The organism is Pseudomonas palleroniana, assembly GCF_022836895.1.
GTDB lineage: Bacteria > Pseudomonadota > Gammaproteobacteria > Pseudomonadales > Pseudomonadaceae > Aquipseudomonas > Aquipseudomonas palleroniana.
Map to the genome: position 1 here is coordinate 2,517,972 of NZ_CP092411.1, position 19,099 is coordinate 2,537,070.

Sequence of the window (19,099 nt, forward strand, 5' to 3'; positions counted from 1 at the left end):
AAACTTAAACTTCCAATGGGTCCTGAAACGACATGGCAAACCCGGACGCCCTGAATCAGCAGCGAGCTTCAAATCGCCTGCTGCAACCGACCGTCAAATCCCATCTGGCGTACACACTGCTTTGCGCACTGGTCATGATGGTGATGTTCTCCCTGCTGCGCCTGGCGCTGCTGGTCTACAACCGTGAGATGATCCTCGATACGCCGGCCTCGACCTTCCTCGAAGCGTTCGCCAACGGTACGCGCTTCGACATCCGCTTTGTGATGTATGCGCTGGTGCCGCTGCTGCTGGCGTTGTTCAGCGTGCGAGCCATGGCGGCGCGGGGTTTCTTCCGTTTGTGGCTGACCGTCGCGTCCAGCATTGCCCTGTTCCTGGGCCTGATGGAAATGGACTTCTACCGCGAGTTCCACCAGCGCCTCAACGGCCTGGTCTTCCAATACGTGAAGGAAGACCCGAAAACCGTGATGAGCATGCTCTGGTACGGTTTCCCGGTGGTGCGTTACCTGCTGGCCTGGGCCGTGGGTACGCTGATCCTGAGCATGGCCTTTAAAGGTGCCGACCGCGCAACGCGCCCCCGTGGCCCGTTCAGCGGCGGCAGCATCGGCACGCGCCAGGTGGCGCCGTGGTACGCCCGCATTGCGGTGTTCGTGGTCTGCCTGTTGATTGCTACCGTCGCCATTCGCGGCACCCTGCGCCAGGGCCCGCCGCTGCGTTGGGGGGATGTCTACACCACCGACTCGAATTTCGCCAACCAGCTGGGTTTGAACGGCACCCTGTCGCTGATTGCCGCCGCCAAGGCGCGTTTCTCCGAAGAGCGTACCAACATCTGGAAGGCCACCCTGGACCAGCCGCTGGCGACCCGGACCGTGCGCGACATGTTGCTGCTGCCGGCCCATGAGAAGCTGGTAGACACCGCCAGCGCCGCCGTGCGCCGTGACTTCACGCCACCGGCCGAGAAGACCCTGCCGATCAAGAACGTCGTGGTGATCCTGATGGAGAGCTTTGCCGGTCACTCGGTAGGCGCCTTGGGTCGTCCGGGCAATATCACGCCGTACTTCGACAAACTGTCCAAGGAAGGCTTGCTGTTCGATCGCTTCTTCTCTAACGGCACCCACACCCACCAGGGTATGTTCGCCACCATGGCCTGCTTCCCGAACCTGCCGGGTTTCGAATACCTGATGCAGACACCCGAAGGCAGCCACAAGCTATCGGGCCTGCCGCAGTTGCTCAGTGCCCGCAAGTTTGACGACGTGTATGTCTACAACGGCGATTTCGCCTGGGACAACCAGTCGGGCTTCTTCAGCAACCAGGGCATGACCAACTTCATCGGGCGTAACGACTTCGTCAACCCGGTGTTCTCCGACCCGACCTGGGGCGTGTCCGACCAGGACATGTTCAACCGTGGCCTGGAAGAGTTGAAAGCCCGCGAAGGCGGCAAGCCGTTCTACGCACTGCTGCAAACCCTGTCCAACCACACGCCGTACGCGTTGCCGACGCCATTGCCGGTAGAGAAAGTCACCGACCGTGGCAGCCTCAACGAGCATTTGACCGCCATGCGTTACTCCGACTGGGCCTTGGGCCAGTTCTTTGAAAAAGCCCGTAAAGAGCCGTACTTCAAGGAAACCCTGTTCGTAGTCGTGGGCGACCACGGTTTTGGTAACGAACAGCAGATCACCGAGATGGACCTGGGCCGCTTCAACGTGCCGATGCTGATGATTGCACCGGGCATGCAGGAGAAGTTCGGCGTGCGTGACCACACCGTGGGCACCCAGATCGACATCGTGCCGACCATCATGGGCCGCCTCGGCGGTGACACCCTGCACCAGTGCTGGGGCCGTGACTTGCTGAACCTGCCGGAAGGCGACAAAGGCTTCGGCGTGATCAAGCCATCGGGCAGCGACCAGACCGTGGCCTTGCTCACCGACGACCGCGTGTTGGTATTGCCTAAGGACATGCCACCGAAGCTGTGGGAATACGGCTTGGGCGAAAACCCGACCGGCAAAGTCATTCCGGACTCGCCGGATGAGGCGGCGTTGAAGCAGAAGCTCGAATCGTTCCTGCAAACCGCAACCAAGAGCCTGCTGGATAACACGGCAGGTGTGGTGGATGGCAAGCCGGACTAATTAACCGGCAATAAAAAAGAGGCCTCTATATGAGGCCTCTTTTTTTGGGCCGCGCTTATATGCGACCGAGCAACAGCAACACCAGCAGAACGACCAGCACGACACCCAGGATACCCGACGGGCCATAGCCCCAATTACGCGAGTGAGGGAACACCGGCAAGCCGCCGACCAACAGCAGGATCAGGATAATGATCAGAATGAGGCTCATGTTTTCTTCCTTATTGGCCTTGGGTAAAGACCGGTTGTTTAACGAGAGGCCCGCCAGTTGTTCACGGACGCCTTGATAACTCCGACTGTGCCCCTTTAAAGAAAATTCCCTGTTTCTTTAAAGCATTTTGCAAACTTTCTTATTTCTTTTAATGCGCTCGCAAATAGCCAGGCTTAGTTGAAAAAGATTGAACTTACCCGATAAGCCGGCCTCGTACCCGCTCGCCGGTTTGCCCGAGGCATTCATCAATTGGATGGTGCGTGGGTACGGGAAAAACCTTCGCTACACTGCCGAGCACTACTACCGAGAACACAAGGCAACTTCTCTATGCAAAATCGCATGATGATCACTGGCGCCGGGTCCGGGCTGGGTCGTGAAATCGCTCTGCGCTGGGCCCGTGAAGGTTGGCAGTTGGCCTTGTCGGATGTCAGCGAGCCGGGCTTGCAGGAAACCCTCAAGCAGGTGCGCGAGGCCGGTGGTGATGGCTTTACCCAGCGCTGTGATGTGCGTGACTACAGCCAGCTCACGGCGCTTGCCCAAGCGTGCGAGGTGAAGCTCGGCGGCATTGATGTCATCGTCAATAATGCCGGGGTCGCGTCGGGCGGCTTCTTCGCCGAATTGTCCCTGGAGGATTGGGACTGGCAGATTGCAATCAATCTGATGGGCGTGGTCAAGGGATGCAAGGCGTTCCTGCCGCTGTTGGAGAAGAGCAAGGGCCGGATCATCAACATCGCCTCGATGGCGGCGCTGATGCAGGGGCCGGCGATGAGCAACTACAACGTGGCCAAGGCCGGTGTGGTGGCGCTGTCGGAAAGTCTGCTGGTGGAACTCAAGCAGCAGGAAGTGGGAGTGCATGTGGTGTGCCCGTCGTTTTTCCAGACCAACCTGCTCGACTCTTTCCGGGGGCCGACCCCGGCGATGAAGGCGCAGGTGGGCAAGTTGCTGGAAAGCTCGCCGATCTCGGCGGCAGACATTGCCGATTACATCTACCAGCGCGTGGCCGCAGGTGAATTCATGATTCTGCCCCATGAGCAGGGGCGGATGGCCTGGGCCTTGAAGCAAAAGAACCCGCAATTGCTCTACGACGAAATGACGCTGATGGCCGACAAGATGCGGGCCAAGGCGCAAGCCGTTAAGGGCTGATTAGCGTGCGGTCTGTCAGGCAAATTACCTGTTGATGTAGGTAGTGCCTGATTTGACCGCAAGCCATTGCTGGGCCCTATTCAAGCGCGCATGGTCAAGGTCCTGTCACTCCAAAAGGACAACCGCCATGCTGGTCTTAAGCCGCGCCATAGGCGAAATCATCTCCATCGGCGATGACATCGCTTTGCATATCCTCGAACTGAACGGTACCCAGGTAAAATTCGGTATCGCGGCGCCCGTGGGCGTCAAGGTGCACCGTGCCGAGGTCTACCAGAAGATACTCGAACGCCAGGCAGCCCAACCCCACACCGCCACCAACCCCTGAAACGTCCTCAGTCGAACAGATGCTTGGGCACATCGTGCTTGAGCATCAACTGGCATTGCTCGCTCTCGGGGTCGAATACGATCAGCGCCTGGCCCTTGGTCAGGGCTTGACGTACGCGCAGTACGCGGGTTTCCAGCGGCGTGTCGTCGCCATTGTCGGTGCCGTCGCGGGTGACGAAGTCTTCGATGAGCCGGGTCAGGGTATCGACTTCAAGTGCATCGTAGGGAATCAGCATACAAGCCTCAGAGGTAGGGTCCCGGCGATCCTACTGCGCCGGGGCCCTGGTTACCAGCAGCGTCAGGACTTCTGACCGACCAGGCTGTCCACCGACGGCACGCGAGTGTCGCTCTCCATCTGCGTCTCGTGTTCCAGCTGATGGCTGAACCTGTCCAGAGAGCCCTGGGCCGGTTGTGCATCGCTGGCGAATACCGGCGGGCTGAGAATGTAGGCGCCCAACAGGCGGCTGAGCGCGGCCAGGCTGTCGATGTGCGTGCGTTCGTAGCCGTGGGTGGCGTCGCAGCCGAAGGCCAGCAGGGCGGTGCGGATGTCGTGGCCGGCGGTGACGGCCGAGTGGGCATCGCTGAAGTAGTAACGGAACAAGTCGCGGCGTACCGGCAGCTCGTTGTCATTGGCCAGGCGTAGCAGGTGGCGAGACAGGTGATAGTCATACGGCCCACCGGAGTCCTGCATCGCAACGCTCACGGCGTGCTCGCTGGAGTGCTGGCCGGGTGCGACCGGCGCGATGTCGATCCCCACGAATTCACTGACATCCCAGGGTAGGGCGGCCGCCGCGCCACTGCCGGTTTCTTCGGTGATGGTGAACAGCGGGTGACAGTCGATCAGCAACGGTTCGCCACTGTCGACGATGGCCTTGAGGGCGGCGAGCAAGGCCGCGACGCCGGCTTTATCGTCCAGGTGGCGGGCGCTGATATGCCCGCTCTCGGTGAATTCGGGCAATGGGTCGAAGGCCACATAGTCGCCCACGCTGATGCCCAGCGAATCGCAGTCGGCGCGGGTGGCGCAGTAGGCGTCCAGGCGCAGTTCCACATGGTCCCAACTCACCGGCATTTCATCCACTGCGGTGTTGAAGGCATGCCCGGAGGCCATCAGCGGCAACACACTACCGCGAATCACACCGTTGTCGGTAAACAGGCTGACCCGGCTGCCTTCGGCAAACCGGCTCGACCAGCACCCCACCGGCGCCAGGCTCAGGCGGCCATTGTCCTTGATCGCCCGTACCGCCGCACCGATAGTGTCCAGGTGCGCGGAGACGGCACGGTCCGGGCTGTTTTTCTGGCCCTTGAGGGTGGCGCGAATGGTGCCGCGCCGGGTCATTTCGAACGGAATGCCCAGTTCTTCCAGGCGTTCGGCGACGTAGCGCACGATGGTGTCGGTAAATCCGGTCGGGCTGGGAATGGCGAGCATTTCCAGGAGGACTTTTTGCAGGTAGTTCAGATCCGGTTCGGGGATGGTTCGGCTCATAAAGACTCCTAAGGTCGGATCGTTCAGCTGTGGGGAAACAGCAAGTCCACAAATTTTTGCGCAGTGGGTTGCGGCTCATGGTTGGCCAGGCCGGCGCGCTCATTGGCTTCGATAAACACGTACTCGGGCTGGTCTGCCGCGGGCACCATCAGGTCCAGGCCCACCATTGGGATGTCCAGGGCACGGGCGGCTCGCACGGCGGCATCCGCCAGGGTGGGATGCAGGATCGCGGTGACATCTTCCAGGCAGCCACCGGTGTGCAGGTTGGCCGTGCGGCGCACCGCCAGGGTCTGGCCAGGTGGCAGGATGCTGTCGTAGTCATAGCCGGCGGCATGCAGCGTGCGCTCGGTTTCGCCATCGAGCGGGATCTTGCTTTCGCCATCGGTGGCCGCTTGGCGGCGACGGCTTTGGGCCTCGATCAAGGCGCGGATGCTGTGGTGACCATCGCCGGTGACTTCGGCCGGGCGACGGATCGCGGCGGCGACCACTTCAAAGCCGATCACCAGAATGCGCAGGTCCAGGCCCTGGTGAAAGCTTTCCAGCAGCACCCGGCTGTCGAACTGGCGTGCCGCCTCGATGGCCTGTTGCACGTCTTCGATGGTCTGCAAGTCCACGGCCACGCCCTGGCCTTGCTCGCCGTCCAGCGGCTTGACCACGATGCGCTGGTGCTCATCGAGAAACTCGAGGTTGTCATCGGCACTGCCTGCCAATTGTTGTGCCGGCAAGTTCAAACCCGCCGCCTTGAGTACTTTGTGGGTCAGGCTTTTGTCCTGGCACAAGGTCATGCTGATCGCGCTGGTCAGGTCGCTGAGGGATTCACGGCAGCGCACACGGCGCCCGCCATGGCTGAGGGTGAACAAGCCGGCCTCGGCATCATCAACCTGTACATCGATGCCCCGGCGATGGGCTTCTTCGACGATGATCCGTGCATAGGGGTTGAATTGCGCCTGCGGACCCGGCCCCAGAAACAACGGTTGGTTGATGCCATTCTTGCGCTTGATCGCAAACGTGGTCAGCGCCCTGAAACCCAGCTTGGTGTAAAGGTTCTTGGCCTGGCGGTTATCGTGCAGCACCGACAGGTCGAGATAACTCAAGCCACGACTCATGAAATGCTCGACCAAGTGGCGCACCAGTACTTCACCCACGCCGGGGCGAGTGCACTGCGGGTCGACCGCCAGGCACCACAGGCTGCTGCCGTGTTCCGGGTCGTGAAAGGCTTTCTGATGATTGAGGCCCATCACGCTGCCGATCACCGCGCCGCTGTCTTCGTCTTCGGCCAGCCAATACACCGGGCCGCCTTGGTGGCGGGGCGTGAGACGGGCCGCGTCGACGGGCAACATGCCGCGTCCCTGGTACAGCAGGTTGACCGCCTGCCAGTCGGCATCGGTCTGTACGCGGCGTATGCGAAAGCCGCGAAATACGCGGGTGGCCGGGCGATAGTCGGTGAACCACAGGCGCAGGGTGTCGGAGGGGTCGAGGAACAATTGTTGCGGGTCGAGCCCGAGAATCTGCTGAGGCGCAGCCACGTACAACGCGATATCGCGCTCCCCAGGCTGCTCCTTGAGCAGTTCTTCGGCCAGGCTGGCGGGGTCGGGAAACGTATGGCCGATCAGTAACCGGCCCCAGCCGCAATGCACGGCAATCGGTTCAGCGTGGTGCGGGTTGCCATCCTCGGCCAGTCGGGCTTGCAGGCGCTCGTAGGACGGCGCCTGGCCCTTGAGCAAACGTTGGCTGTAAGCCGCTGCATGGGGTTTCATCGATCAGATTCCTTGTTCGCTGAGCCACAGGTTCAGCGCCGCCAGTTGCCACAGTTTTGAACCGCGCAACGGGGTCAGTTGACCTTGCGGGTCGGTGAGCAGGCGGTCCAGTGTGGCCGGGTTGAACAGGCCTCGGTCCTGGCTGGGGTCGAGCAGCAGGTCGCGCACCCAATTGAGGGTGTCGCCCTGCAAATGCTTGAGACCCGGCACCGGGAAGTAACCTTTCTTGCGGTCGATGACTTCGCTGGGGATGACGCGGCGCGCCGCCTCTTTCAACACCTGTTTGCCGCCATCGGGCAATTTGAACTGGCCTGGCACGCGAGCCGACAGTTCCACCAGGCGGTAGTCCAGGAACGGCGTACGCGCTTCCAGGCCCCAGGCCATGGTCATGTTGTCGACGCGTTTGACCGGGTCGTCCACCAGCATCACGGTGCTGTCCAGGCGCAGCGCCTTGTCCACTGCGGCATCCGCCCCCGGCATCGCGAAATGCTCGCGCACGAAGTCGCCCGCAGCGTCGTTGGCGGTCAGCCATTTCGGGGCGACGGTGGCGGCGTAGTCGTCGTAGCTGCGGTCGAAGAACGCCTCGCGGTAGGCGCTGTAGGGATCGCTGGCGCCGTCCACCTGCGGATACCAGTGGTAACCGGCGAACAACTCATCGGCGCCCTGGCCGCTCTGCACCACTTTGCAATGCTTGGCCACTTCCCGCGACAGCAGGTAGAAGGCGATGCAGTCGTGGCTGACCATCGGCTCGCTCATGGCACGGAAGGCCGCGGGCAGTTGCTCGATAATCTCGCTTTCGGCGATGCGCAACTGGTGGTGGCGGGTGTTGTAGTGCCGGGCGATCAGGTCCGAGTACTGGAACTCGTCGCCACGCTCGCCGCCGGCATCTTCAAAACCGATGGAGAAGGTCGACAGGCCCTCTACGCCGACTTCGCGCAGCAGGCCGACGAGCATGCTCGAGTCGACGCCGCCGGAGAGCAGCACACCGACATCCACGGCGGCACGTTGGCGGATCGCCACGGCTTCGCGGGTGCTGTCGAGGACGCGGTCGGTCCAGTCTTCGAGGGTGAGGTTGCGTTCATCCTCATGCGGGCCGTAGGGCAGGGTCCACCAGGTTTTCTGCTCGGTCTTGCCGTTGGCGTCGATGCGCATCCAGCTGGCCGGTGGCAGCTTTTCAATGCCGGCCAGCAAGGTACGCGGCGCCGGCACCACGGCGTGGAAATTCAGGTAATGGTTGAGTGCCACCGGGTCAAGGATCGGGTTGATGTCACCGCCCTTGAGCAGTGCCGGCAACGCCGAAGCAAAGCGCAAGCGCTGACCGGTGCGCGACAGGTACAACGGCTTCACGCCGAGACGGTCACGCGCAATAAACAGGCGCTGGGCATCCCGCTCCCAAATGGCAAATGCAAACATGCCATTGAGCTTGGGCAGCAGCGCTTCGCCCCAGGCGTGATAGCCCTTGAGCAGCACCTCGGTGTCGCCGCCGGAGTAGAAGGCGTAGCCCAGGGCTTCCAGTTCTGCCCTGAGTTCCGGGAAGTTGTAGATGGCGCCGTTGAAGGCCAGGGACAGGCCCAGATGGGCGTCGACCATCGGTTGGGCCGAGCCGTCCGACAGGTCCATGATTTTCAGGCGACGGTGGCCAAGCGCAATCGGGCCTTGGGCGTGGAAGCCCCAGGCATCCGGCCCGCGCGGGGCCAAGTGATGGGTGATGCGTTCTATTGCTGCCAGGTCGGCAGGTTGATGATCAAAACGTAGCTCGCCAGCTAATCCACACATAAATTCCTTACCGGTTTTTCCGTTGGGGAGACTAAAAACTCACAGCGCCGTGAGGGCGCATACCCTGAAACTGACCCGAGGCATTTGTGGGAGTTTTAGACCGATAAGTTATAAGGCAAATGGCCGCGATCGGTTTTTGCCCGGTCCTTGTCGGGCGCGGTGTGCAGCGAATTGGCGTCAAATAACGCAAGTTTGCATAGAAAATCTGCATTGATCGCACAGGACAATGCGGGGGTATTCGAATCTGTTTTCCTGTATTTCGCGCTTATCGTATCCATCGTTATTCAACGCAAAGGAAGACGTTGTCGATGGTGCCGAGACGCGAGTTGCTCAATGCCGCAAAGCCTGTGACCCAAGCCGAGATGGAGGCTGCCCTGCTGGAGATGACCGGCGACCTGGGCAAGGCCCGGGCGCTGCAGGCCACGCTGCCGCATTGGCTGCTGGAGGCCAAGTCCACTACTCTGCGAGCGATCGAACAAACCCACCGTGACAGCCAGGAGACGCGCCTGCGTGCTCAGCAACGGCTCGGGCGCCTGCAGTCGCTGGACAGGTTTTGCATTGAGCGATTACGCACTTTTTTACTGGGCAAGGGCGTAGCGGGCGTGGAAGTGGAGCGTGACACGCTGGAGCTGTCAAAACGCAGCTTGTCGGGCGTCGGCGCGGACCTGGGAGGCGCCCTGCAAGAGACCGTGACGGTCGAGACCCTCAGCCTGGTGCAGGCGGCGATGAAAAACTTTTCCGAGAGCCAGGCCGAACCTGGTGGCTTGTCCGCTTCGGCGCTGCTGCGCAGCGCGGCTACCGGGCAGGCCATCGCCGGCATGACGGTTACCGAGTTTGTCGGCTACTGCCGTGAGCTGGATCTGGGGGCGGCCTACCAGGCTCACGTGCGCAGCGTATTCAACCTGCGGGGGCCGGGCGCCGATGGGCAGGGTTTCAATCGGACAATCTTTGATCTTGGCGAATCCAAAAGCCTCGACCTGCAAATGGACCTGCATATCGCCTATGCCAAGGGTTACCTCGGCGAGCCGACCTACGACGGGTTGCTCAACCTGATCAAGGCTGACCAGCCGGCGGATGAATCGCACAGTTCGATTCCGGCCAATGAGCCGTGGATCTGGCAAGGCCTGAATATCGACGGCGTCTGCCTGTGGGGCGTCATGTTGTTCAGCCGGGAGCCCCCCGGCCAATTGCCGACCAGGCATTTTGTGGTCTACATGCCCAACGAACCGCTGCGCCCATGGTACGAATACGCGCACCTGGAGGACTTCAAGCTTTATCTGAGCCTGATGTTGCAAGCGCAGTCTTACCGCAAGACGTTCGGGGCTTATCTGGATGAGTCTGAGCGCCTGGAGTTTTTCCAGCGCTACGATACGGCGCGCAAGGTCGGCCCGTTACGAGTGATCCCGATACAGGTACGGTTGTCGGATTTCCTGGTTCAGGCCTGTATCGGCAAGATCCAGCTCGATGCCCTGGTATTGGCGGTGCCCAAGGCCGAAGTGGATGAAGAGGCCTGGCAGCAACGCCGGCAAACCTATCTGGATATCGGGCTGAACATGCTCAACGTAGCGGGTTTTGTCGTCCCGGTACTGGGCCAACTGATGATGGGCGTGGCTGTCGGCCAACTGCTCGGCGAGGTGTTTGAAGGCGTCGAGGACTGGGCTCACGGCGAGAAGGACGAGGCGCTCCACCACTTGTTCAACGTGGCGGAAAACATTGTGGGCATGATGCTGTTCGCCGCAGGCGGGAAAGTCGTTGGCAGCCTCAAACGCCAGCTCACCCGGTCTTCGCGGTTCTTTGAAAAAGTCGAGCCCATCGCCTTGCAGGATCAGAGCTCGAGGCTGTGGCGCCCGCGGCTGGCGCCGTACAGTCAGCCGCCGGAAATGTTCCAGCGCGGATGGGACGTCGACTCCAGAGGCATCTACCAGGCCAACGGCAGTGCCTATGCGAACATCGATGGCGCGCTGTACGCGATCAGCTTTGATCCGGTCATGGGCAAGTGGCGCGCCCTGCACCCGCGACGACCTGAGGCCTGGCGCCCGCCCCTGGAGCATAACCGGCAGGGTGGCTGGCAGCACGCATTCGAGCGTCCGCAGGACTGGCATTCGCCCTCTTATAACCTGAGGCGGATCGATCCCTCCTTGAGTGCAGTACCCGAGGACCCGTTGAACAGCCTCGCGGCCATCACCGAACTGGCACTGGCCGACGTGCAACATCTGGCCCTGGAGCACGAACCCTTGCCGGAGCGTGTTCAGAACGCCGTAGCGCGCTGGCGCCTGCATCATAAAATCGGCGCGCTGGCCTATACGCTTGAGCAGGGCGCGCGCGCCGATGCTGCCACCGCCCGTGTGCAAATGCTCGCCTTGCCGTTGATGCCGGGGTGGCCCAAGCGGCGCTTTTTTGAGGTGCGCGACGAGCCGGGCAATGTGCTCGAAAGCCTGGCGTTCCGGGAACCCTTCGACGATGAGGGCCTGCCTGTTCCTATCAGCGAGCAACAGCTCAAGGAGGGTCAGGTGATGGACGTGCTGCTGCAAGCGCTCAGCAGTGAAGAACGTACACAGCTGCTTGGGCAAACCGTTGCGCGGGAACAGGCGCCCGAGGTGCTTCGAAAGCAGCTGCTGGCGACCGTCAACACACAGCATGCGCAGTTGCACCATCGTCTTTATCAGGATTACGAAGGTATTGCCCAGGGGGAACTGGAGCCTTTGATCGCGCAGTATCCCCAGTTGCCACGCCGAGTGGCCTGGGAGCTGGCCTCCCAGGCCCGCACGACTGATCGCCGGGTCTTGCACGAGAGCGGCCGTGTTCCGTTGCGCCTGGCGCGCAAAACCCGACAGATCCTGGATAAATTGCACGAGGACCAGGCGCTGATGGGCCTTTATTGGCCGCAATTGGCCAACGCGGGGACGCGACGTATTGCGCTGGGCACGCTTGAGCGTTTGCCGGGTTGGCCACGGGATTTTTCGTTCCAGGTGCGCGAAGGGCATTTGACCGGACGCCTCCTTGAGCAGGTCGGGCCTGCCGGCGCGGCAGTGCGCCGTACGATCGTCGAGTCCGCCGAGGGTTTTCAGGTGTTTGACGAGCAAGGTCATACTCTCGGCGCGCACATCACCGGCCCGGACGGTTTGTATGAGGCAATCGTCGATTGCCTGTTGGATCCCCAGCGCACTGCCTTGCGCCTGGCTGGCGCGCGCACCGGCAGTCAACTGCGCAGCCAACTGCGTTTCAAGTCCCAGGGCGAACGGCACCGCGTGAAGGGCTACCTGTGGCCAGAGCGGGGCATGCCTGAAGCCGCGCCGTCATCCTGTATTCAAGCGCAACTGAGGACGCCCGCCGCGCATCCGCCGGCGCTGGTGCGTAAGCTTAAAAAGTTGTATCCGCTTTTGAGCGACGTGGAAGTTTCACAATTGATCGAGGGCGCCGGCCAAGACCACGTGTCCCGGGCCATGAGGGTGGAGGCGCTTGAGCGTGACTTCGCCTCACTGCACGGGGCGCTGAAAACCTGGAGCAATCAGCGGGCTCCGAGTAACAGCGCAGCGATTGCGTCCTGGGATCAGCGCCTGAGCCGGCTCCAGGCCATGAAGCTGATCGAGCAGTGCTGGCGGCGGATGAGCCTGGCGCGCGACGAGCACGGCTTGCGTGTGCCGACCCTTGAACTCGACGGCATGCTGTTGGGAGGCTTGCCGACGTTGCCGGCGTCCATTCAATTCGAGCATGTTCAGCGTTTGTCTTTGAGAAATATGCGCCTGGGCGATGACGTTGCGTATTTTCTCAAGCACTTCAAGGCGGTGCACACCCTCGACCTGACACAGAATCACATCACGCGGCTGCCCGAGGTGCTCGGGCAAATGCCGCAGTTGGTGCGGTTGCACATGGCCAACAATCAGTTGCAGTTGACCGAACACACCCTTCGCAAGCTGGCCGACCTGCGCAACCTGCACTCGCTGAACCTGAGCGAAAACCCGCTGATTGATGTGCCACAAGTGGGGAAAATGCTCGACCTCCGCGAACTGCTGCTGCGCAATTGCAGGCTCACCGACTTTCCCGAGGGTTGCCGGCGGTTGCCGTGGCTGGAGCATGTCGACTTGCGCCAGAACGAAATCCAGGTATTGCCGGACTGGTTGTTCACCATGCCCCGACGGTTTACCGAGGCATTCAACCTGCGGCTCAACCCGCTGTCATTCTCCAGCCGACTGGCGCTGAAGAATTATCGGCGCAACCACGGCACCGGCATGGGTTTCCTTGAGGATGACCTTGCGCGCTTGAGCGAACAGCGCGCCCGGGAGCTGTGGTTAGGCGATGAAGGCGTGAGCTATTACGCTGAAAAGAACCGGGTGTGGCGAGGCCTCGCGGATGAGCCGGGCTCCGACGGCCTGTTCAACTTGCTCGCCGAACTGGGCGGCACGGCGGATGCGCGCTTTGTGCATGAAGACCTCGATCGACGAGTGTGGCGCGTGCTGATGGCCGCCGCCGACGACGAGGATTTGCGCGAGGAGGTGTTTCAGCGCGCCGCTACACCGCTGCGTTGCGATGATGCGGCGGCCAACAATTTCAGCACACTGGAAGTGCTCACGGAGATCAGCGACGCCACGCGCTTGATCGAGGGCCGGGTACTGACGGCCAAACCGTTGCTGAAACTGGCCAGGGGATTGTTTCGACTGGACCAGTTGGAAGGTATCGCGCGCCGCCACAGTGACAGCAACCCTGCGGTAGATCCGCTGGAAGTCAGCCTCGCTTATCGCACTGGGCTGGTCGACCGCTTCCACCTGCCGGGGCAACCCCTGCATATGCGATTTGCGCGCCTGGGTGGGGTGACGCCCAGTGCGCTGGACAGCGCCGAGCAGCAAGTCAGGACGGCTGAAATGTCGTCGAGCCTGTTGAATTATCTGGTCGAGCTGCCGTTCTGGACAGACTATCTGAAGCGCGTCTTCGGCAGCCGTTTCGAGCGTTTGAATGAGCCGTACAACCGGCGTGTGAACGAGGTGTTCGACTTGAGCCTGACCCTGAGTGACATCGATTATCGCGACCAGATGAACGTGATCCTGCACGAGCAGCAACAAGCCCAGGCGGCCGAGATCCGGCGCCTGAGCGAGGATGCCTTGCGCATCGATGACCTGGGGCTCTGCCCCTTGCCCTGAGGGGCGCTCAGCCTGCTTTTGCGCGGATCAACGCGCGCACGGCAAAGCGGTTCGGATGGCAGGCTTCGGCAATACTGGCGGCAACCGGCAGTGGCTCGTCATTGATCCAGGCCGCCAGCAGTTCGGCCGACAGTGGCGCGGTGATCAGGCCGCGAGAGCCGTGGCCGCTGTTGACGTACAAGCCGTCGAGCCAGGGGCAGGGCGTATCCGGCACCTGGCGGGCGTCTTTACGCAATATGCCGTAGGCCCGGTCAAACGCCGCGCGATCAGCCAGCGGGCCGACGATGGGCAGGTAGTCCGGGCTGGTGCAGCGAAAGGCTGCGCGACCCTGCAGATGGGCAGGGTCGAGGGCTTCGGCATGCAGCCGTTGGGCGAGGTCTGCGCTGATGTCCTGGAGCAGCGCCAGGTTGCCGGCGTGATCGGCGGCCGTGGGCGTGAGGTCATCGTTCTTGAAGTCGAAGCTGGCGCCCAAGGTGTGTTCGCCCAGGCGCGGCGGGGCCACATAGCCTTCGGCGCACACCACCGTCTTGAGTGCGGCGCTCTCGACAGTTTGCGGCAAACGGGTGATTTGCCCGCGGATGCGCTTGAGGGGCAGGTCGGCGAAGCGTTGGACTTCGGCCGCACCGGCCAATACCACCACCGGTGCACTGGCCAGCAGCTGTTCACCGCCCCAGGCCTGCCATTGACCATCGACCTTGCGCAGTTCGAGCGCCTCGTGAAGGGGCTGCACGCTGATGCCAGGCTGACGCGCTTGCCAGTCACACAGGGCGGGCGGGTGTACCCAACCGCCTTCGGGGTAAAACAGCCCGCCGTGTGCCAGTGCCACTCCCGCCTTGGCTTGCGCCTCTTCCCGGTTCAGCGGGTGCAGCAACTGCGGGGCAAACGCATTGGCCAGTTGCGCCTGGCGCTGACCTTCCTTGGCATCGAAGGCCAGTTGCAACACACCGCAGTCATCCCAGTCCACCCCGCGCTGCAGATGTTCCAGCAAACGACGGGTGTACCCGAACCCGGCGACGATCATCTGGGACAAGGCAGTGCCGTGGGCTGAAAGCTTGAGGTAAAGCACGCCTTGCGGATTGCCGGAAGCCTCCTGGGCGAGTGCCTCATGGCGCTCCAGCAGGTGCACCTGCCAACCGCGTGCAGCCAGGCTGGCGGCGGTGGCGCAACCGGCCAGGCCGCCACCGATCACCAGGGCTTTACGTTCGCCTTGAGAACGCGCCGGTCGCGCGAACCAGGGCTTGGTTGCCGGTGGTGGTGGGGCTTCGCTCGGCCAACCGATAAATTCCCCGCGCAGGATCTCCCACTTGTGGCCGATACCCGGCGTGCGCTTCATCTTGAACCCGGCGGCATTGATCAGACGGCGCACCCAGCCGGTGCTGGTGAAGGTGCTGATGGTCGAGCCCGGCGCGGCCAGGCGTGCCAGTTCGGCAAACAACTCGGCGGTCCACATCTCTGGGTTTTTCGCCGGGGCGAAACCGTCGAGGAACCACGCATCGATCTGCGCGTCCAGTTGCGGCAATTGTTCCAGTACATCACCGATCAACAGCGTCAGGGTCACGCGGCCATTATCCAGCACCAGGCGCTGAAAACCCGGGTGGATGGCGATGTACTGCGCCAGCAGTTGTTCGGCGAACGGTTGCAGTTCGGGCCAGAGGGCGAGGGCACGTCGCAGGTCGGCGTGGCTGAGGGGGTATTTTTCCACGCTGACGAAATGCAGCCGTGCACCGGCTACCGCGTGTTGCTCGAACAGTTGCCAGGCGCACAGGAAATTCAAGCCGGTGCCAAACCCGGTTTCACCAATCACCAGATGCCCGCCTACCGGCAAGGCGGCAAAGCGCTCCTGCAAACGATTTTGCTCAAGGAACACATAACGGGTTTCTTCAAGGCCCGACTGATCGGAGAAGTACACATCGTCGAACACCCGCGAGTGCGGGCGGCCTTGGTCATCCCAGTCGAGCTGGGCGTGGGTGATGGGGGTCATGGGCAACTCATAAAAAACAGCGGCAAAGGCAAGGCGGCCATTCTAGCCGATCACGGGGCGTTGAATTGACCCAAGGCAAGTGCACATCGAATTTCCTCCCGCGCACTGCAGCCCAATCCGCTAGTCTTGAGCCATCTTGAAACGGAGCTGCCCCATGTTCGAATCCGCCGAAATCGGTCACGCCATCGACAAAGACACCTACGACGCCGAAGTGCCGGCGCTGCGCGAAGCGTTGTTGGAAGTGCAGTATGAACTGCAGCAGCAGAAGCGTTTTCCGGTGATCATCCTGATCAACGGCATCGAAGGCGCCGGCAAGGGCGAGACGGTCAAGCTGCTCAATGAGTGGATGGACCCGCGCCTGATCGAGGTGCGCACCTTCGACCAGCAGACCGATGAAGAATTGGCCCGGCCTCCGGCCTGGCGCTACTGGCGCCAGTTGCCTGCCAAGGGGCGCATGGGGGTGTTCTTCGGCAATTGGTACAGCCAGATGCTGCAAGGCCGGGTGCACGGCGAGATCAAGGACGCCCGTCTCGATCAGGCCATTGCCGGTGCCGAGCGCCTGGAAAAGATGCTCTGTGATGAAGGGGCACTGATCTTCAAGTTCTGGTTTCACCTGTCCAAGAAGCAGATGAAGGCTCGCCTCAAGGCTCTGGCGGATGACCCATTGCACAGCTGGCGCATCAGCCCGCTGGACTGGCAGCAATCCAAGACCTACGACAAGTTCGTGCATTTCGGTGAACGTATCCTGCGCCGAACCAGTCGCGACTACGCGCCGTGGCATGTGATCGAAGGGGTCGATGCCCATTACCGCAGCCTCACGGTGGGCAAGTTGCTGCTCGAAGGGTTGCAAAACGCCTTGAAGCTGGCCAAAGGTAAATCCAGCGGCATGAACCCGGCGCCCTTGATCGCTTCGGTGGACAAGAAGAGCGTGCTGGACGCCCTCGATCTGACCCAGCGTCTGGAAAAAGAAGATTACGAAGAACAGCTGATTACCGAACAGGCGCGTTTCTCCGGCCTGATGCGCGACAAGCGCATGCGCAAGCACGCGTTGGTCACCGTGTTTGAAGGCAATGATGCGGCGGGCAAGGGCGGGGCGATCCGTCGTGTGGCGGCGGCGCTCGACCCACGCCAATACCATATCGTGCCGATTGCCGCGCCCAGTGAGGACGAACGCGCCCAGCCTTACCTGTGGCGGTTCTGGCAGAAAATACCGGCACGCGGCATGTTCACCGTGTTCGACCGTTCCTGGTATGGCCGCGTACTGGTGGAGCGCGTCGAGGGTTTCTGTTCCCCGGCCGACTGGATGCGTGCCTACGGCGAGATCAACGATTTCGAAGAGCAACTGCGCGACGCGGGCGTGATTGTGGTCAAGTTCTGGCTGGCCATCGACAAGGAGACGCAGTTGGAGCGCTTCCAGGCCCGTGAAGATATCCCTTTCAAACGTTTCAAGATCACCGAGGACGATTGGCGCAACCGCGACAAGTGGGACGACTACCGCGCCGCCGTGGGCGATATGGTCGACCGCACCAGCACCGAAGTTTCGCCCTGGACCCTGGTGGAGGCCAATGACAAGCGCTGGGCGCGGGTCAAGGTGCTGCGCACGATCAACCGGGCGCTGGAAGAAGCGTTCGCCAAATCCGACAAGCACGACAAGAAACGGTAGTGAGCGGGCTTGCCCTAATGCCAGTCAGTTAAGGATTAACGCGGTCACTGTGGGAGGGGGCTTGCTCCCGATGGACTGCGTAGCAGGCCCATTTTTGAGGCCGCTGCGCGGCCTATCGGGAGCAAGTCGAATCGTCGCACCGCCCCTCCCACAATTTATTCATCGCCCGCTTTATCGCTTAATTGACTGGCATAGGGCTTGCCCCGCCGCTCACTACACCATCATGGTTTTGCATACGCGGGGTGAATGATCGTCGCGGTTGGGAGGGCTCGGATCTATCCTCGAGGGCTCTCCCAATAATGACAAGATCGAGGTAGCCCATGCGTGAAGTAGTGATCGTCGACAGTGTGCGAACCGGCCTGGCCAAATCCTTTCGCGGCAAGTTCAACCAGACCCGTCCCGATGACATGGCGGCCCATTGCGTCAACGCGCTGCTCGCACGCAATGGCATCGATCCGGCGAGTGTGGAGGATTGCATTGTCGGCGCCGGCTCCAACGAAGGCGCCCAGGGCTACAACATCGGGCGTAACGTGGCGGTGCTCTCGCAGTTGGGCACCGGGACGGCAGGCATGACCCTCAACCGGTTCTGTTCGTCGGGTTTGCAGGCGATTGCCATTGCGGCCAACCAGATCGCTTCGGGTTGCAGCGATATCATTATTGCCGGTGGCGTCGAGTCCATCAGCCTGACCATGAAAAGCGTCAACACCGATCACCTGATCAACCCGTTGCTCAAGGAGCAGGTGCCGGGTCTGTATTTTCCCATGGGCCAGACCGCCGAGATCGTCGCGCGCCGTTATCACGTCAGCCGTGAAGAGCAGGACCTGTATGCCCTGCAGAGCCAGCAGCGCACGGCCCAGGCCCAGGCTGAGGGTCTGTTCAGTGATGAAATCGTGCCGATGGCCGTGAAGTACAAGGTTGAGGACAAGCACACGGGTGAAGTGCAGGTGCTCGAGGGGGTGGTTGACCGTGATGATTGCAATCGTCCGGACACCACGCTGGCCAGCCTGCAAGGCTTGAAACCGGTATTTGCCGAGGATGGATCGGTCACGGCGGGCAACTCGTCGCAGTTGTCCGACGGCGCCTCGATGACCTTGGTGATGAGCCTGGAAAAAGCCCTGGCGCTGGGGCTCAAGCCCAAGGCGTTTTTCCGTGGGTTCACGGTGGCGGGCTGTGAGCCGGACGAGATGGGCATTGGCCCGGTGTTCTCGGTGCCCAAGCTGCTCAAGGCCAAGGGCTTGCAGGTGGCGGATATCGACCTGTGGGAACTCAACGAGGCGTTTGCCTCGCAGTGCCTGTATGCGCGTAATCGCCTGGAAATCGACAATGCCAGGTACAACGTCAACGGCGGTTCGATCGCCATCGGGCACCCCTTCGGCATGACCGGTTCGCGGCAGGTGGGGCACCTGGTGCGTGAGTTGCAACGACGCAATCTGCGTTATGGCATCGTGACCATGTGCGTGGGCGGCGGCATGGGCGCGACCGGGTTGTTCGAAGCGGTGCGCTGAT

At 61.8% G+C, this 19,099-nt stretch carries 12 protein-coding genes; 6 read left to right on the forward strand and 6 right to left on the reverse strand.

Features of this window, described 5'->3' with window-relative positions; genetic code table 11:
- Nucleotides 1-32 precede the first annotated feature (32 nt).
- The gene (locus MJP36_RS11555) at nucleotides 33-2,123 is read left to right on the forward strand and encodes an LTA synthase family protein (RefSeq protein WP_244385386.1); all 2,091 of its coding nucleotides are present in this window, start codon (nucleotides 33-35) and stop codon (nucleotides 2,121-2,123) included.
- 55 nt (nucleotides 2,124-2,178) lie between these two features.
- On the opposite strand, the gene MJP36_RS11560 is transcribed toward MJP36_RS11555, so the two are convergent.
- Nucleotides 2,179-2,331 carry a DUF3309 family protein gene (locus MJP36_RS11560; protein WP_015885095.1) on the reverse strand — a complete coding sequence of 51 codons (153 nt, stop codon included), beginning with the start codon at nucleotides 2,329-2,331 and terminating at the stop codon, nucleotides 2,179-2,181.
- Nucleotides 2,332-2,658: 327 nt separating this feature from the next.
- Between MJP36_RS11560 and MJP36_RS11565 the strand changes: the two genes are divergently transcribed.
- On the forward strand, nucleotides 2,659-3,474 hold the full coding sequence (locus MJP36_RS11565; protein WP_090369641.1) for an SDR family oxidoreductase: 816 nt from the start codon (nucleotides 2,659-2,661) through the stop codon (nucleotides 3,472-3,474).
- Nucleotides 3,475-3,601: 127 nt separating this feature from the next.
- Entirely contained in the window at nucleotides 3,602-3,799 is a 198-nt protein-coding gene (gene csrA / locus MJP36_RS11570; RefSeq protein ID WP_060755941.1) for a carbon storage regulator CsrA, read from the forward strand.
- A 7-nt stretch (nucleotides 3,800-3,806) separates the two neighbouring features.
- On the opposite strand, the gene MJP36_RS11575 is transcribed toward csrA, so the two are convergent.
- The 4 genes from MJP36_RS11575 to MJP36_RS11590 all read right to left on the reverse strand — a co-directional run bounded on the left by MJP36_RS11575 (nucleotide 3,807) and on the right by MJP36_RS11590 (nucleotide 8,814).
- Entirely contained in the window at nucleotides 3,807-4,034 is a 228-nt protein-coding gene (locus MJP36_RS11575; protein WP_003192759.1) for a YheU family protein, read from the reverse strand.
- Between the two features lie 62 nt (nucleotides 4,035-4,096).
- A complete protein-coding gene (locus tag MJP36_RS11580; protein WP_090369643.1) occupies nucleotides 4,097-5,281 on the reverse strand; it encodes an osmoprotectant NAGGN system M42 family peptidase in 1,185 nt (394 codons plus the stop codon).
- A 23-nt stretch (nucleotides 5,282-5,304) separates the two neighbouring features.
- Nucleotides 5,305-7,038 (reverse strand): N-acetylglutaminylglutamine synthetase, encoded by a 1,734-nt coding sequence (gene ngg, locus MJP36_RS11585; RefSeq protein WP_060755939.1) that lies wholly within the window; start codon nucleotides 7,036-7,038, stop codon nucleotides 5,305-5,307.
- Nucleotides 7,039-7,041: 3 nt separating this feature from the next.
- Nucleotides 7,042-8,814 carry an N-acetylglutaminylglutamine amidotransferase gene (locus tag MJP36_RS11590; protein WP_244385387.1) on the reverse strand — a complete coding sequence of 591 codons (1,773 nt, stop codon included), beginning with the start codon at nucleotides 8,812-8,814 and terminating at the stop codon, nucleotides 7,042-7,044.
- Nucleotides 8,815-9,122: 308 nt separating this feature from the next.
- Here MJP36_RS11590 and MJP36_RS11595 point away from each other — a divergent pair, with 308 nt between their 5' ends.
- Nucleotides 9,123-13,949 carry an NEL-type E3 ubiquitin ligase domain-containing protein gene (locus MJP36_RS11595; RefSeq protein ID WP_244385388.1) on the forward strand — a complete coding sequence of 1,609 codons (4,827 nt, stop codon included), beginning with the start codon at nucleotides 9,123-9,125 and terminating at the stop codon, nucleotides 13,947-13,949.
- 7 nt (nucleotides 13,950-13,956) lie between these two features.
- Here MJP36_RS11595 and mnmC read toward each other — a convergent pair whose 3' ends face one another.
- Complete coding sequence (gene mnmC / locus MJP36_RS11600; protein ID WP_244385389.1) at nucleotides 13,957-15,930, reverse strand: bifunctional tRNA (5-methylaminomethyl-2-thiouridine)(34)-methyltransferase MnmC2/FAD-dependent 5-carboxymethylaminomethyl-2-thiouridine(34) oxidoreductase MnmC1; 1,974 nt, start codon at nucleotides 15,928-15,930, stop codon at nucleotides 13,957-13,959.
- Between the two features lie 154 nt (nucleotides 15,931-16,084).
- Between mnmC and pap the strand changes: the two genes are divergently transcribed.
- Both pap and MJP36_RS11610 read left to right on the forward strand, forming a co-directional pair.
- Nucleotides 16,085-17,593, forward strand: coding sequence for a polyphosphate:AMP phosphotransferase (gene pap, locus MJP36_RS11605; RefSeq protein ID WP_205343456.1), 1,509 nt, complete (start codon nucleotides 16,085-16,087; stop codon nucleotides 17,591-17,593).
- A gap of 320 nt (nucleotides 17,594-17,913) precedes the next feature.
- Entirely contained in the window at nucleotides 17,914-19,098 is a 1,185-nt protein-coding gene (locus MJP36_RS11610; protein ID WP_060755935.1) for a thiolase family protein, read from the forward strand.
- Nucleotide 19,099 lies beyond the last annotated feature (1 nt).

Coding starts and splice junctions, on each gene's coding strand:
- MJP36_RS11555 (WP_244385386.1), top strand. CDS start 33: ATGGCAAACCCGGACGCCCTGAATCAGCAGCGAGCTTCAAATCGCCTG.
- MJP36_RS11560 (WP_015885095.1), bottom strand. CDS start 2,331: ATGAGCCTCATTCTGATCATTATCCTGATCCTGCTGTTGGTCGGCGGC.
- MJP36_RS11565 (WP_090369641.1), top strand. CDS start 2,659: ATGCAAAATCGCATGATGATCACTGGCGCCGGGTCCGGGCTGGGTCGT.
- csrA (WP_060755941.1), top strand. CDS start 3,602: ATGCTGGTCTTAAGCCGCGCCATAGGCGAAATCATCTCCATCGGCGAT.
- MJP36_RS11575 (WP_003192759.1), bottom strand. CDS start 4,034: ATGCTGATTCCCTACGATGCACTTGAAGTCGATACCCTGACCCGGCTC.
- MJP36_RS11580 (WP_090369643.1), bottom strand. CDS start 5,281: ATGAGCCGAACCATCCCCGAACCGGATCTGAACTACCTGCAAAAAGTC.
- ngg (WP_060755939.1), bottom strand. CDS start 7,038: ATGAAACCCCATGCAGCGGCTTACAGCCAACGTTTGCTCAAGGGCCAG.
- MJP36_RS11590 (WP_244385387.1), bottom strand. CDS start 8,814: ATGTGTGGATTAGCTGGCGAGCTACGTTTTGATCATCAACCTGCCGAC.
- MJP36_RS11595 (WP_244385388.1), top strand. CDS start 9,123: ATGGTGCCGAGACGCGAGTTGCTCAATGCCGCAAAGCCTGTGACCCAA.
- mnmC (WP_244385389.1), bottom strand. CDS start 15,930: ATGACCCCCATCACCCACGCCCAGCTCGACTGGGATGACCAAGGCCGC.
- pap (WP_205343456.1), top strand. CDS start 16,085: ATGTTCGAATCCGCCGAAATCGGTCACGCCATCGACAAAGACACCTAC.
- MJP36_RS11610 (WP_060755935.1), top strand. CDS start 17,914: ATGCGTGAAGTAGTGATCGTCGACAGTGTGCGAACCGGCCTGGCCAAA.